At 59.3% G+C, this 16,061-nt stretch carries 11 protein-coding genes; 6 read left to right on the forward strand and 5 right to left on the reverse strand.

What is annotated here, in order from left to right; translation table 11 throughout:
• The first annotated feature begins 196 nt into the window (after positions 1–196).
• The 5 genes from QZT71_RS09760 (at position 197) to QZT71_RS09780 (ending at position 11,633) form a co-directional block, all read left to right on the forward strand.
• Positions 197–1,885 (forward strand): DUF6377 domain-containing protein, encoded by a 1,689-nt coding sequence (locus QZT71_RS09760; protein WP_295915590.1) that lies wholly within the window; start codon positions 197–199, stop codon positions 1,883–1,885.
• Between the two features lie 380 nt (positions 1,886–2,265).
• Positions 2,266–4,695: a GLUG motif-containing protein gene (locus tag QZT71_RS09765; RefSeq protein ID WP_295915592.1), complete on the forward strand. Its 2,430-nt coding sequence runs from the start codon at positions 2,266–2,268 to the stop codon at positions 4,693–4,695.
• 23 nt (positions 4,696–4,718) lie between these two features.
• A complete protein-coding gene (locus tag QZT71_RS09770; RefSeq protein WP_295915594.1) occupies positions 4,719–7,979 on the forward strand; it encodes a TonB-dependent receptor in 3,261 nt (1,086 codons plus the stop codon).
• Positions 7,980–8,001: 22 nt separating this feature from the next.
• Entirely contained in the window at positions 8,002–9,972 is a 1,971-nt protein-coding gene (locus QZT71_RS09775) for a RagB/SusD family nutrient uptake outer membrane protein (protein ID WP_295915596.1), read from the forward strand.
• Between the two features lie 56 nt (positions 9,973–10,028).
• Positions 10,029–11,633: a calcineurin-like phosphoesterase family protein gene (locus QZT71_RS09780; protein WP_295915597.1), complete on the forward strand. Its 1,605-nt coding sequence runs from the start codon at positions 10,029–10,031 to the stop codon at positions 11,631–11,633.
• Between the two features lie 332 nt (positions 11,634–11,965).
• Here QZT71_RS09780 and QZT71_RS09785 read toward each other — a convergent pair whose 3' ends face one another.
• A complete protein-coding gene (locus QZT71_RS09785) occupies positions 11,966–12,448 on the reverse strand; it encodes a hypothetical protein (protein WP_295915598.1) in 483 nt (160 codons plus the stop codon).
• A gap of 65 nt (positions 12,449–12,513) precedes the next feature.
• On the opposite strand from QZT71_RS09785, the gene QZT71_RS09790 reads away from it, so the two are divergent.
• Positions 12,514–13,035 (forward strand): hypothetical protein, encoded by a 522-nt coding sequence (locus QZT71_RS09790; RefSeq protein WP_295915599.1) that lies wholly within the window; start codon positions 12,514–12,516, stop codon positions 13,033–13,035.
• Between the two features lie 92 nt (positions 13,036–13,127).
• Here QZT71_RS09790 and QZT71_RS09795 read toward each other — a convergent pair whose 3' ends face one another.
• The 4 genes from QZT71_RS09795 to QZT71_RS09810 form a co-directional block, all read right to left on the reverse strand.
• The gene (locus tag QZT71_RS09795; protein WP_295915601.1) at positions 13,128–14,624 is read right to left on the reverse strand and encodes a potassium/proton antiporter; all 1,497 of its coding nucleotides are present in this window, start codon (positions 14,622–14,624) and stop codon (positions 13,128–13,130) included.
• A gap of 15 nt (positions 14,625–14,639) precedes the next feature.
• The gene (locus tag QZT71_RS09800) at positions 14,640–15,149 is read right to left on the reverse strand and encodes a hypothetical protein (RefSeq protein ID WP_295915603.1); all 510 of its coding nucleotides are present in this window, start codon (positions 15,147–15,149) and stop codon (positions 14,640–14,642) included.
• 57 nt (positions 15,150–15,206) lie between these two features.
• The gene (locus QZT71_RS09805) at positions 15,207–15,593 is read right to left on the reverse strand and encodes a hypothetical protein (protein WP_295915604.1); all 387 of its coding nucleotides are present in this window, start codon (positions 15,591–15,593) and stop codon (positions 15,207–15,209) included.
• Between the two features lie 69 nt (positions 15,594–15,662).
• A partial coding sequence (locus tag QZT71_RS09810) for a TonB family protein (protein WP_295915605.1) occupies positions 15,663–16,061 on the reverse strand: 399 nt, incomplete at its 5' end.

Here is a 16,061-nt window from a genome sequence, read left to right on the forward strand (position 1 = left end):
GGCAGGAGCGGCAGGCACAATAGACACGGCGGACGGGACAGGAGCGGGGGCATGCGGACGCAACGAAGGCCACGGACACGGCAGGCGCGGCGGTTCACGGAGAGCCGAAATAATTGCAACCGCTTTCCGGCGGCAATTATTTTATTCCGATTATTAATCGTATATTTGTTAAGACGAACCCCAAAACCGGACGGACATGCATCGCTACACCCTTTGGCTCCTATGCCTTTCGATCTGCTGCTGGAACTCTCGGGCTGCGTCAGGCAGCAATTCCCCTACCCGCGAGGGGGGGGGGATTTTTAACCTTTTACCGACGGCGCCCGAAGACGAGCTGTTCCGGCAGCTCGACTCGCTGGTAGCCAACAGGAGCGATGCGGTCAGCATCAAACGGCACCGAATAGACCGCTACCACGACGACCTGCGCAAAAGCCGCAGCCCGCAGGACAAATACACCGCCTGCCTGCACCTGTACGAGGAGTTCGACAAATTCCAGTTCGATTCGGCCCTGCGGTACAGCAACCGTATGGAAAAATGGGCCCGGCGGGCGGGCGACCCCGAAAAAATCAACGCCGCGAGGCTGGCCCGCAGCAAAACACTCATCTATCTGGGCATGTACAAAGCCGCGGGCGACCTGCTCGACGGCATCCGTGCGCGCGGCATACACGCCGCCCCGGCCGATTACTACGACAACTGCCAGCGGCTCTACCATGTGATGGCCCAGACCGCCATGCCGGGCGACCTGCAGGAGGAATACAAACGGCTGGACAAGCTGTACCGGGATTCCATCCTGACGACCGTGGGCCGGGAGCAGCTCCTGCACGTGCTGATGTCGCACTGGAAACGGGCGGACGAGCAGGGGGACATGCACGAAAGCATCGACGAACTGACCGGGGCCTTCCACCGCAAAGACATCAGCATCAACGACCGCGGAACCGTCGCCTACACGCTGGCAGACGCCTACAGACGGCTGGGAAACGCGGAACTGTACAGGTGCATGCTGGCATTGGCGGCCATATACGACCTGGCAACCCCCACGTTCGAATACAGTTCGCTGGCCCAGCTGTCGGGCGTCCTGTTCCGGGAAAACGACCTGGGCAGGGCCAACCGCTACATCACACGCACACTGGAGGACGCCACCGACTGCAACGCCGTGAACCGCATTCTGATCGCTTCGCGCATGGTGACCGAAATCAACCAAGCGTTCCAGCGCAAAATCGACCGCCACCAGCGGCAGCTGCTGACGCTGCTGGCAATCGTCACGGGAATCCTGCTGCTGCTGACGACAATCCTGCTGGTCGTCCTCCGGCAGAAAAGCCTTATCAAACAACTGCAGGAACAGCACGCGCAGGACAACGAGCGCCTGCGCGATTTCAACGCACGGCTCGGCTCGATAAACCGGCAGCAGGAGACGGCCGCCGGGGAGCTGCTGCGCGCCAACTACACCAAAGACAAATACCTGCGCCACTACATGCAGTTGAGCACGAGCTATATCGACAAGCTGGAGCGCTACCGCATACAACTCCACAAAACGGCGCTTTCGCACGGCATGGAACGCCTCCTGCGCGAGCTGCGCTCGGCAACGCCCATCGAGCAGGAGTACAAATCGTTCTTCAGCGAGTTCGACACGATTTTCCTTTCGATTTATCCCGACTTCGTGGAACGGGTGAACGCCCTGCTCCGGGAACCGGAGCAGCTCAAATCCCCGACCCTCAACACCGAGTTCCGGCTGCTGGCGGTAATCCGGCTGGGAATTTCGGGCAATGCCGAAATCGCACAATTCCTGCATATCTCCATAAATACGGTTTACACCTACCGCAACCGGCTGCGCAACGCCGCCCGGGATTCCGCGACGGACTTCGAGAAACAAATCATGGAGATTACCTGACGCCCGGAAACAGCCCCAAAACGGCCGGAAGGGTTCGTACGGAATTCATATAATCGCCCCTTATGATGCTTTTTAATGCTTTTAAAATCAACGTATTAGCATTAAAAAGCATTTATATTTTCTTTTGACGGCATTGCTTCACACTTTCCAAAAGCATACTTTTACAATTACCAAAACGACGTCCTTGCGGATATGCAAACGAAAGGCACCAAATAGGAAACACACATTATTTTCATTTAAACGTCATTCAATCTTCATTCAATTCCATTTTATCCGCTTTTAATTTGCAGGCGAATAAATGACCCCATATACCCTACGGCCCGAACCATACGATTGACGACCATTCGTTTCACCAAATATTAACCTTAAAACTTTTATCTATGAGAAAATCTCTCCTTTATCCGGCGTACCTGCTCCTCGGGGCATCGATGCTGCTCGCCGCATCGTGCGACATAGAGGACGTAGAGGCGGACGACGGTGCAATCGTATTCGAACTTTACGACACGCAGGGCACCCTCGTCGAGGGGCTCCAGAGCATGAAGTTCGGCACGACGACCGCCTACACCCTGAAGAGCGCATTCGTCACCTACACGGAAATCACCGCACCCACCGGATGGAAATGCAGCGTGATACCCAGCTCGCGGAGCTGTACGGTCACGGCCCCCGTGGCAGCCGACCTGGAGGCCAAACCCGGCGGGGAAATCACCGTCGCCATCCAGTCACAGGCAGGGCGCACCATGATTTACACGCTCGCCGTGGCTGCCCTCGAAGAGAACATCAAACTGACATTCGAGGGCGACGCGACAACCAAACGGCGGGTTTATTCGTTCGGAAAGAGCATTACCTATAATTTCGAATGCGAGAACACCGCCTCGCTCGAGGTGGAGGCCCCGGAAGGCTGGAAATACCAAGCCGACACGGACGCCGGCACGCTGACCGTGACCGCCCCCGAAAAAGGGACGGCCGACCCCGTCCTGACGGGCGACGTCAAAGTGACGCCGTTGAGCGTGCGCGGCACGGCCGGAGCCAGCTCGTCGATTCCCGTCGAGCTGTCGACCAGGATGCCGGTTATCTCGTTCGCGGAGCAGGCGTACAAATTCACCTTCGGGGAGCAGCGCGACATTGCCTGCACGATCAGCAACGTCGCCAAATGCGACATCACGGCCCCCAAAGGCTGGACGGTGGCGCTCGACATCGAAAACTCGCTGCTCAAAGTGACGGCGCCCGCCGCGGACACCGACTGCGACGGCACGGGAATCGTCGGGATGAACGCCACGTCCGACGAGGAGCTCACGGCGGAATTCACCCTGCCCATAGCCTGGAAAGGCATTTCGACAGCCGATGAATTCGTTGCCTTCGGCCAGGCCGTAACCGACGGAACGCCGCTCGACGACTACACCAACGACGGGCGAATCGTACTGGCCGGGGACATCGATTTGAGCGCATACGACCAAAATATCTTCGCGGGAAGCGCCCAGAAGCCGTTCTCCGGGACGTTCGACGGCCTGGGACACACAATCCGCGTGAACTTCACGGCCAAGCAGGCCGAAGTGGGCCTGTTCCATACGCTGGCGGCCGAAGCGGCCGTGCGGAACCTCGTACTGGAAGGCTCGCTTTCGTGGACGATGTCCGACGCACGCCCGATGCTCGGCACGCTGGCCGTCTACAACAACGGGGCCCCCGTCAGCGGCGTCACGACCAGAGTGGCAGTCAATTACGACAACACCGACGCGTCGACCAAAACCTACAGCTGGATAGGCGGACTCATCTGCTTCTCGAAAGGCGGCGTTTACACCGACTGCCGCAACGAGGGGACGTTCACGATGAACAGCGCCCGCTACATCGCCGTCGGCGGCCTGGTGGGACGCGGAGAGGATAAATCGGAAGGCAGCTTCACGAACTGCTCGAACACGGGCAACTTCGAACTGGCGTTCGGCGAGCTGGCCGTGGATTCGGGCCGAATCGGAGGCCTGGTCGGCATGGCCGAAACCGCCGAGTGGAGTTTCACGGACTGCACGAACGAAGGCGCCTTCAACATCGACCACGGCGGCACGAACAAACAGTTCCACTCGCTGGGCGGCATCCTGGGCAACGGATACGGCACGTTCACCAACTGCGTCAACAAGGGCCGGATGACGATGACAAACGCCCTGGCGGCCAACCGCCGCATGGGAGGCATCGTCGGATGCGTGGGCTCGGACAACGGAAAGGGCGCCATGTCGCTGACGATGAGCAACTGCCGCAACGAAGCGAACCTGTCGCTGACGACCAACTACATAGGCGGACTGGTCGGCATCGCCGAGAAACTCAAGGCGGGCCATATCGAGAACTGCACCAATACGGGCAACATCACCAACCCCAGCACGACATCGGCGGCGTCGCAGGCCGCAGGCATCATCGGATGCGCCTACGGCAACTGCACCATCCGCGGCTGTGTCAACCGGGGCGACATCACCGGACTGTTCAGGTACCGCGCGGCAGGCATCCTCTCGGCGGCCCGCAGCACCGGCAACCTGCTCGAAAGCTGCGAGAACCACGGCAACCTCAACGTCCCCACGCTCGAAGCCGCAACGACGGCCTTCCCGCTGGTGGCAGGCATCGTCGGCGTCGAACAGGATTATGTGACGACCATACGCACCTGCAAGAACACGGGCAGCATCACCGCCACCGTGAAGAGCGAGGCGTGCGCCAATCCGGTTTACATCTTCCAGAAGGCAATCGAAAGCGGCACCGCAGACAAGACCGACTGCGACCAGGCTTCGAAAGACGCCTCGGCAGGAACCGTAATGAACATCACGCTCAAACAGTAATCATCCATTCAGCATTCACCGTTATGAAAAAATATCGTTTTTTAACACTGATTCTCTGTCTGTTCTGTCTGGGAGGGGCCGCCACGGCCTCCCCGGGCGGAGCGGCGGCGCCGCAGGCCCGGCAGCAGTCGTCGAAACTGAAAGTCACGGGTAGCATCAAGGACGACAAGGGCGATCCCCTGATCGGCGTGACCATCGTCGTAAAGGGCACGGCCAAAGGCACCGTATCGAATTCGGACGGCAGCTATGCCATCGAAGTCCCCTATGCGGAAGCGACGCTGATGGTCTCCTACATCGGCTACGCCCCGCAGGAAATCGACGTCAACAACCGCACGAAAATCGACATCATGATGCTCGAGGACAGCAAGGCCCTCGAAGAGGTCGTGGTCGTCGGCTACAACGTGCAGAAGAAAGAGACCATCACCGGCTCGATTGCGACCATCACCACCAAAGACCTCAAGCAGTCGCCCACGGCCAACATCAACAATGCGCTGGCCGGGCGTATGCCGGGCCTGCTGGTCAACCAGTTCTCCGGCGGCGAGCCGGGCAACGACGCCGCGCAGCTCAACATCCGCGGCATCTCGACCTACGGCAAATCGGACGTCATCATGATCGTCGACGGCATCGAACGCGACATGAGCTACCTGGCGCCGGACGAAATCGAAACGTTCACCATCCTCAAGGACGCTTCGGCGACGGCGCCCTACGGTATCCGCGGCGCCAACGGCGTAATCATCGTCACGACCAAGCGCGGCCGCAAAGGCGAGAAACCGACCGTCGACTTCAAGGCTTCGGTCGGCGTGAGTGAGCCGATCCGCTACCCCGACTACCTGGGCTCGGCGGATTACGCGACGCTCTACAACGAAGCGATGCTCAACGACAACCCGGCGCTCGACCCCGGCTCGGCATCGCTCTTCTCGAAGGAAACAATCGCCAATTTCCGCCGCGCGCGGGGCGACAACTCCGACGGGCTGGGCTACGACTGGGATTACTTCGACTATGCGTTCAAGCCCTCCATCCTGCAGGATTACAGCCTCTCGGTACGCGGCGGAACCGACCGCGCCCGGTATTTCATTCTCGGCAGCTACTACAACCAGGGCGGCAACTACAGGCATTCGAACTCCGACAACGTCAACCACTTCATGCGCTACAACTTCCGCGCGAACGTCGACGTCGACGCCACCAAGCGGCTGAAGATTTCGGTCGACCTGGGCGCCCGCGTCACGGAGTACAACTACCCGGGGGCCACGGCCGCCAACATCATCTCGCTGGCCAACACGCAGCCGCCCTACCTGCCGATTATCCTGCCCAACAACCACAACGACGTCAACCAGGGCGATTTCGAGGAGAACGGAGGCTACCTGCTCTATGCGGACAACGACTACCGCTACAACATGCTCGGGCAGTTGAGCCGCACGGGCTCGAGCAAACGCACGCGCCGCTACCTGCAGGGGTCGTTCAAATTGAGCCACGACCTGGACTTCATCACCAAGGGTCTGAGCGTGGCCGCGCAGTTCTCGTACGACACCTACAACCAGCACACCATCAACAACAGCGTGCCGACGCACAGCACGGGCAACCTGACCTATCCGGGCTACTCGACCTGGATGCTGCCCGAGGAGTACAGCATCGACGAGTGGAAGAACAACGCCGACTACTGGATTAAGAACGGCACCTACGTCACGGCCAACCAGCGCACGACCGACGACGCCCAGAGCAACAGCATCAGCCACGGCTCGCCCGAGGGAACGTCGCGCTTCCAGGCCCGCCTGGACTACGCCCGCAAATTCGGCGACCACAACGTATCGGGCATGCTGCTCTTCTACCTGCAGAACAAGGTCATCAGCAACCAGGTACCCTACCGTTACATGGGATTCTCGGGGCGCGCCACGTACGACTACCGCAACAAATACCTCTTCGAGTTCAACATCGGCTACAACGGCTCGGAGAACTTCGCCCGCGGAAAACGCTACGGCGTATTCCCGGCGGGTTCCGTCGGATGGGTCGTTTCGCAGGAGAAATTCATGAAAAGCGTGTCGTGGATAGACCACCTCAAACTGCGCGCATCGTACGGACTGGTGGGCAACGACCAGCTGTCGGGCAACCGGTTCTCCTACCTGCAGTATTACAAATCCTCCGACGGCATGACCACCTATTTCGGGGAAACCGAAAACGGATACACGACCTACCTGATCGAGGGCGTATTCGCCAACCCGAACCTGACGTGGGAAAAGGCCCGCAAATTCAACTTCGGTATCGACGCCCAGTTCTTCCACCAGCAGTTGAGTTTCTCGCTGGATATTTTCCAGGAGCACCGCTACGACATCCTCACCTCGCTTTCGACGGACGATAAGGTCGGATTCCCTTACATCGTCGGACAGACCGCTCCGATTGTCAACTCGGGTATCGTGGACAACCACGGCGTGGAGTTCGAAATCGGCTGGGACGGACGTATCGGACAGCACTTCCGCTACTACATCCGCCCGAACTTCACCTTCGCGCGCAACAAAATCAAGTACTGCAACGAGATTTCATACGTCGACAACAACGGCCGCGACTGCCCGTGGCGCTACCAGACCGGCAAGCGCATCAACGAGAACTTCTGCTACATATTCGACCATTTCGTGGCGGACGACGCGGAGGCCGACCGCCTGAACGCCATGAACGGCGGCAGCGGATTCGCCATCTGGGGGCCCGTGCAGCCCGGCGACGTGGTATACAAAGACCTCAACGGCGACGGCGTGGTAAACAACTACGACCGGGCGGCCATCGGCAACCCCCGTACGCCCGAAATCCAGTTCGGCATTCCGCTGGGGCTTTCCTACAAGGGTTTCGACTTCAGCATGCTGTGGCAGGGTTCGACGCTCTGTTCGGTGCAGTTGAGCGGCCCGGCCGTGTGGGACTTCCCGCTCTACGACCAGTCGCGCATCGGCAAGGTGCGCCGCATGCACCTCAACCGATGGACGCCGGAAACGGCCGCCACGGCGAAATACCCCGCCCTGCACTACGGCATCCATAACAACAACAAACAGCAGTACTCGAGCCTGTTCCTCTACGACGCTTCGTACATCCGCCTGAAAAACGTCGAAATCGGCTATACGCTGCCCAAGTCGTGGACGGCGAAGGCCGGCATCCAGAACGTACGCGTCTACGTGCAGGGGCAGAACCTGCTCACGTTCGACAACCTGGGCGACGTGGACATGGATCCCGAAATCAAGAACGGCGACGGCAGCTGGTTCCCCGTGCAGCGCGTCGTCAACATCGGTATCAACATGACATTCTAACCAATACAAATACAAAACGACCATGAAAAACCGTATAAAATACCTCCTCCTCTGCTGCTCCGCCATGCTGCTGCTCTCGTGCGAGGACTACCTCGACAAGACCCCGCAGGGCGACAAGACGGATCAGGACATCTTCACCCGATTCAACGAAACCGAGGCCCTGATAAACCGGCTCTACTTCTACGCCCGGGCGGCCGACCAGCCGCTGGTGCACATCCGCTTCTTCAGCGACTCGGCGCTGACCGACGAGTGCGAAGGCTCGTCGGCCGAGAACGGCTGGTCGAACAAGTTCAACGACGGCGACTGGGAGCCCGGCTCGCAGCTTTACACCAGCTGCAACGCCACGACCAACTCGGGTGCCTGCCACACGTTCTGGCCCAAACTCTATGAGGACATCCGCTGCGCCAACGTCATCCTGGAGGGTATCGAGAAGTACAACACGCCCGACTCGGAAGCCCGTCCCGGCACCCTCGCACAGCGTATCGGCGAGGTGCTCTTCATCCGCGCCTACCTGCACTACTGCGTGCTGAAAAGCTACGGCGAATGCCCCTATGTCGACTACACGGTGAACCCCAGCGCCCTGCCGCCGTTCGAACGCGAGAACATCCATGCGATTGTCGAGAAGATTTGCCGCGACTGCGACGACGCCTACACCCGCGTACCGGCCCAGAACCTGATGAACGAATTCGGCCGCGTGGAAAAGGGAGCCTGCCTGGCGCTGAAGGCCATGGCTCGCTGGATAGCCGCCACACCGCTCTACAACGGTTCGACGCTCAAGGGCGACACCCGCAACTACGCCTCGGAATACCAGCAGTACGACCCCGCACGCTGGGATGCGGCGGCCGCAGCGGCAAAGGCCGTGATGGATTTCGAAACCGAAGGACAGAAGCGCTACGCGCTCTACCAGGGCTCGCCCAAAAGCGTGACGACCAACGCGGGCGGTGTGGACGAAAGCAACGGAATGGTTTACAGCCGTCTGTGGGAGCTCTTCAGCCGCACGATGAACGAGGCGAAGAAGGCCGAATGGATATTCTTCCACCTGCACTGCAAGACCGTGGGTTACCACAACGACATGTACCCGCCTTCGTCGCAGGGACAGGCCCGCGAGGTGCCCGTACAGGATCAGGTGGACGAATACGAGGTAATCGGCCCCGACGGCTACGGATACCCGATATACGCCCTCAAGCAGAACCACAAGGCGCTCTACGGCAGCCTGATTTCCGAACAGGACATGGAGAAGGCCTATGACGACGGCAACCCCTACGTCAACCGCGACCCGCGCTTCTACCGCGACATCACCTACCACGGAGCGATGTTCAAGGGAAAATGGATAAACACGGCGACGGGCGCCGATGCCATCAACGCCGCCAACTCGACCTCGACGGGCTACTTCACCCACAAGTTCTTCGACGGCTACTACACGAAGGGCATGTCGGGCAACTGGAACTTCGACGCTCCGCTGATTCGCCTGGCGACAATCTACCTGGTATACGCCGAGTCGGTAACCCGTTCGAAAGGCGCCACAGCCGAGGTCTACAACCTGATAAACGACCTGCGCGCACGTTCGTTCATGGCCCCCATGCCGCCTGCGGCACAGACCAACGCGGATTTGCTGCTCGACTACATCCTGCGCGAACGCCGCGTGGAGCTCTACCACGAAAAGAGCCGGTTCTTCTCCACGCGCTTCTATCTCGAGCCGACCAGCCCGGCCGAGCTGGCCAAAGACGCCCAGTGGAACTCGCTGCAGGGCCCCAACGACAAGAAAGCACAGGAGTATTTCGCCAAATACGGCGCCTACCCCAAGACGCAGCACCGCATCTGCGGCATGCGCCCGGTAGAGGATCCCGACGGTAAAATCTCCGTCGGAGGCAAGAAATACCGCATGGAGCGTTTCTGGAAAGAAGACCGCGTATTCCTCGAGAAGCACTACCTCTTCCCGATTCCGACCGAAGAGCTCCAGCGCGCCAACATCCCGCAGAATCCCAACTGGTAAACATTCAATCCGGGCCGGACGCCTTCCGGGGTATCCGGCCCGATAAAACCTGCAAAATGAAAAACAAATCGATATACGGACGACTCCTCCGCACACTCCGCACTGCGGCTGCGGCCCTGACGGCGGCAGCACTGATGACCTGCTGCTGGGAGGATGACAAAATGATAACAGAGCTGCCCAAACCCGACGACGACGGCGGACAGGGCACGACCGAAATCACCCCGGACGAAGGCATCACCCTCTACGGACTGGTGAGCGACGAAGAGGGCAACCCCATCGCAGGGGCGGTCGTGAGCGACGGATACAGCGTGGCAGCGACCGACAGCAAAGGCGTCTACCAAATCATACGCGACGCAAATGCCAAGCACGTATTCATCTCGGTGCCGTCGGGCTACGAAATTCCGAAACAGGCGAATTACGGCTCCTACCAGGGTGCCTATCAGGCGGCGAATTCCGTCACAGGCAGCAGTTCGAAGCCCTATCGCGCGGATTTCACGCTCACAAAACTCACCCAGAGCGACAAGCGGTTCCTGCTCTTCGGACTGGGCGACCCCCAGCCCGACAACAACGACCATATCCAGCGGTTCCGCACGGAAGCGGTGCCCGACATCAAGAAAATCGCCGCAAAGTACACGATTCCGATGGTCGGAATCGCCCTGGGCGATATCCTGGGCAAGGGCGACGCGCAGACATTCACCGCGATGAAACGGGCGTTCGGCGAAACGGGTGTCCCCTTCTTCACCACGATCGGCAACCACGACAAGAGCTCGGTCGACTACACGGGCGACACCTACCGCGACGTACTCGGGCCGCGCTGGTACTCGTTTAACCGCGGCGACGTGCATTTCGTGGCGATGGACAACATCATCTTCACGGGAACGGAGTACACCGGGGGCTTCACGGACGAACAGGTGGCATGGCTGGAAAAGGACTTGAGTTTCGTTCCCACGGACAAAATGGTGCTGCTCTACTACCACATTCCGCTGCGCGACAACACGGGCTACCTCAACCGCAAGAAAGTGCTCGACATGCTCTCCAAATACAAAAATCCCACGCTGATGTGCGCCCACACGCACTATTTCCAGCCCTATCACATGCGCTCGCACGCCATTTTCGAACGCATACACGGCGGCACGTGCGGTTATTTCTGGCGCTCGACATGCGGCGGCGACGGCACGCCCAACGGATTCATGGTTTACGAAATCGACGGCACGAACATCGTCGACACCTATTTCAAGGCGTCGCAGCGGGCCGACGACTACCAAATCAGGCTCTACCGCGGCGACGCGGAGTTCGCCGGGCCCTATGCCACCTACAAATACGACGTGGGGGCCGACGTGGTCGTGGCCAATGTCTTCGTGTCGGGCATGGACGGAACGACCTGGAAAGTGGAACTCTCGGAGGACGGCGGAAAGACGTGGAGCGCGATGGCGCAGTTCGCGCAGGGATACGGCGACCGCTGGATTCGCGGCTACCACATCGGCGTTAAGAAAAACCCGGTCGAAAGCGGCACCAGCCCCTGTTACCACCAGTACCAGTACAGCCTGAAAAACGCAGAGGCGGCCAACATCGTCGTCCGCGCCACCGACGGGTTCGGCAACACTTACACGCAAACCCGCTTCAACGAGAGCAACGACTACACCGAAGCGGAGGGGTATTGATCCGCTTATGGCCGGATAATCGGAAACGGGCTGCCGGATGGCGGCCCGTTTATTTAATTATCATAAGGGAAACGGCAAACAATAGCACTGCCAGGCAGGCCGCAAGCGGCGGCTATTCAAGAAAGACAACGGCCTGAAAAGGCGCTGCGGATGCACCCGGAGAACAAACGCGGCAGTGCCGGGTTCGGGGAAACCAATCCGGCGGGACACCGGCGCATGTCTTCGGAAAGGAGGCCGTCCGACAAGTCCGATTCCGACGATTCCACCCCTGCCGAAAATATCTCCGGCAGGGGTGATTTTCATTTTTGGAGGTTTGTCTGCGAGCCTCTTCCTTATTTTCGCTTGCAGGCCTCTTCCGCTTTCGCCCGCTGCTCCATTACCTCCCTGCGGGATTCGAACTTCTCGCGGCCCGAAAGCACCCGCTCCTCATAGCGCCGCTGCCGCTGGCTGCCGACCCAGCCGGGCGCAAGGACAATGGCCGTATAGCCGACGGCCTGCCCCAGGCAATAGCTGCCGGTCTGCATCCACAGGCGGCCCGCCATATCCCCAAGAGGCAGCATATGGAATTCCAGCCACGGTAAACAGGCGAACAGCAGCAGCAACGCGGCCGTACCCCGCCGCTCGCGGCGCGACCAGCCGATCCGGCGCCAAAACAGGAGGATAAACAGCAGGTTAATGGAGAGTATCCACGGAATGAGCTGGCCGGGAGTGAGCACGTCCACGTCGGGACGGAACAGGATTACGTAAAGCCCCGGCACTGCGGGAAGCAATACCTGCATGACACCCAGCAGGATTTCAGAACGTCCGGTTTTCATAGGCAGCAAAGGATTGACGCACCGCACGGCGGCGGCACTCTAAATGTAGTGAAAAATACCCGGCAATGCAAATTCTCCGCAGGATTTTCCGGAGATATTCGGCACCGGAGCGCCGGAAGAAATGGCGGCACAAGGAGGGCAAAGCAGAGGAAACGGGCGTCGAAGGAAGAAAGGCAGAAAGAGCGAGCGGGAGGAGCGGGAGAAAAAAGGGAACGCAAGAGCGGGAGAAAAAGAGAACGCAAGAGCAGGAGAAAAAGGGAACACAAGAGCAGGAGAAAAGGGAACGCAAAAGCGGGAGAAAAAGAGAACGCAAGAGCAGGAGAAAAAGGGAACACAAGAGCGGGAGAAAAAGGGAACGCAAGAGCGGGAGAAAAAGGGAACACAAGAGCGGGAAAAAAGGGAACACAAGAGCGGGAAAAAAGGGAACGCAAGAGCAGGAGAAAAGGGAACACAAGAGCGGGAAAAAAGGGAACGCAAGAGCGGGAGAAAAGGGAACGCAAGAGCGGGAGAAAAAGGCGGAAAAACAAAGTCCCGGCGATCGATTCGCCGGGACCTGCCTGTTGTCCTTCAGGTTTTCAAGTCACTGAATACCGGACATGTCCTGTGCACACGGAAAGGGATTTGGTGCGAACAGGTGTAAAATTTTCGTTCGGGACAGCGTATCGGGCGGCGCAGGAGCCTATCCCAACTTCATCACGTCGTCGATACCCAGCCCTTTATAAGTAGACTCGAGCTCCTCGCTGCGGTCGGAGATGACCAGCAGCTTGTCGCCCTGCTTGAGTTCCGTCTTGCCCTGCGGCACGAAATAGTCGCCGTCGCGGCAAACCATCATCACCAACGTGTTCTCCGGAAGGTTGATGTCCTTAAGCGTATGCCCGCTTTCGAGCATCGTTTCGTTGACCTCGACCTCGGTAAGCGCCGATTTCATATCCTGGTGCATGTCGACGCTGAAAGCCGACTCGCGCTCCTCGTAGGCCAGTCCCAACAGGTTGGCCATGCCGCTCACCGTGGTACCCTGCACCAGCAGCGAAATAATCGTGCCGAGGAAGACCACATTGAACAGCAGCCCGGCGTTCTCGACATTCGCCATCAGGGGATAGATGGCGAAGAGAATCGGCACCGCGCCGCGCAGTCCCACCCACGACACGTAGAGCCGCGCCTTGGTCGTGAACTTGCGGAACGGAAGCAGGCAGGCGAAGACCGTCAGGGGACGCGCCACGAGAATCATGAACGCCCCCACCAGACCGCCGAGCAGCAGCACTTCGGGCTGCAGCAGTTCGTCGCTATTGACGAAAAGTCCCAGCGTGAGGAACATCACAATCTGCATGAGCCAGGTGAAACCGTCGAAGAAAACCGTCAGCGACCGTTTCTGTTCGAGTTTATGGTTGCCGATAACCAGGCCCGAAAGGTAGACGGCCAGGTAGCCGTTGCCCTTAATCAGGTCGGTAAAGGCGAAAGAGAAGAAAATGAACGCCAGCAGGAGCACCGAATAGAGCGAATGGTTGGCCAACTTGATGCGGTTGATCGTCCACACGGCCAGCCGTCCGATCAGGTAACCCGACACGGCGCCGACGACCATCTGCACCACGAAGAACACCACGCTCATGCCCAGGCCGGTGCTGCCCGAGGTATTCGCCACGACGCTGATGAGCAGGATGGTCATCATGTAGGCCATCGGGTCGTTCGAGCCGCTCTCCAGCTCCAGTAGCGGCCGCAGGTTCTGTTTCAGCCCCTGTTTCTTGCTTCGCAGGATGGAGAAAACCGACGCCGAGTCGGTCGACGACATTGTGGAGGCCAGCAGCAGCGCCAGTGCGAAAGGCATCTCGACACCCAGCCACGGCGCAACCAGCCACACGAAACCGGCCAGCACGAACGCCGTCATGACCACCCCCGCCGTGGCCAGCACGACACCCGGGCCGATGATGGGTTTTATCTCCGAGAACTTCGTGTCCATACCTCCCGTGAAGAGGATGATGCACAAGGCGATCATGCCGACGAACTGGGTCATCTCGACCGAACGGAACGAGATAAAATTCAACCCGAACAACATGCCCACGCCCAGGAACAGCAACAGCGCGGGGGCCCCGAAACGGTATGCGACCTTACCGGCCATCACCGCCACGAAGAGCAGCAACGCACCTACCAATACTACATTTTCACCACTGATGTCTATCATTTTCTCCTGTCGGTTTTATACTTTTATCCTGTCCACTATTTTCAGCCGGGTCAACGGTTTGTATTCCAGTTCGGCATATTCGAACGCCTGCATGGCGGCGAAACGGTTGTCCGGCGTGCGGTACACCGCCACGGCTACGGCCGGAACCTGCGCGTGCTTCATGCCGAGCAGCTGCTCGACGGCACCCTCGTCCACGGACTGCATCACTTCGCTGCGGACGCCGCGGTCGAAATAGAGCTCCTCGTAGAGCAGGTAGCTGCGGTTCTCCTTGTGGAAAGGCACGCCGCCCGAACCGAAGGTCTGCGCCGCGGCCGCAATCATACCGGCGATGGCCAGGATTCCGCCGGTGAAGACCACGGCCGAACGGAGGTTGTTCGTAAGTTCGGCCCCATATATATTGTTCACTACAATCATCGCCGCTCCGACGACAAACAGCACGGCGGGAACCACCATCGATTTGCGACGCTTCACCACAACGCCGCCGGGCAAGGCGTACAACGCCTCGCAAATTTTATTCTTATCCATATCTTTTTCATTATTAAACGTTTGTATTCAGGGAAAAACCGGCAAAAATACAAAACGTCAAATAATGAGCCGGCGCAGGCGGTAGACATAGTAGTCTACGGCATGCAGACCGACGGACAGGTCAGAAGATTTGAATTCCGAGGTTACTTTCGCAATACCCCTTTCGCACCGGTCCGCCGCATAACGGTCGGCGGTTTGTCCGGCGCCGGTTCCGCAGCGTTGGAAAACGGGCACAACCGGGGCGGGAGACACTTCCCCCGGCACACGGGGCAGATTCAGGTCGGCATTGTATTCGCGCTCGCAGAGCCACTGCTCACCCGAGGCGCGATCGACCGAAAGCGTGACGGCGGCATGCCCGGCATCGCCCGTGACTTTCCCGCTGTTGCCCGTTTCGAACAACAGGCAACCCAACAGGCCCAACAGTATGATTGCAAGTTTACGCATGCCAGTTTCGATCGGCAACAAAGGTAAAAAAAATCCGGCAAATTTCACGCCCGGCCGGACAAAAAGGACTTATTGGGGGATAAAAATGTACGTAATCGTCCCCTGCTGCCGCGCAGGAGCCGAGTCGTCGATATTGAACCGCGACCTGCGGGCCGAATTCAGGGCCGATTCGCGCATGCACGCGTCGCCGCCTTCGGCCACGCGAGCGTTCGTGACCTCGCCGGCACGGTTGACCGTAATCTCGACGATTACCTCGCCGCCGCCCTCGCAGGTATAGGCGGGGATGCTCAAATGGCGCGACGTGCGCACGGGATTGGTCAGCGAAAACGACACCGTGACGCGCCCCTTGACCTTGCGGTCCTGATGCTCGGAATCCTCCCCGGCGCTGCCGCGTTCGCGGATGGCGCGCTCCTCGGCCAGCCCCTGCTCGTAGGCTTCGCGGTTGGCGCGCATGCGCCGCTCGGCCTC

It is taken from the genome of uncultured Alistipes sp., from assembly GCF_902388705.1.
Classification (GTDB): Bacteria; Bacteroidota; Bacteroidia; order Bacteroidales; family Rikenellaceae; genus Alistipes.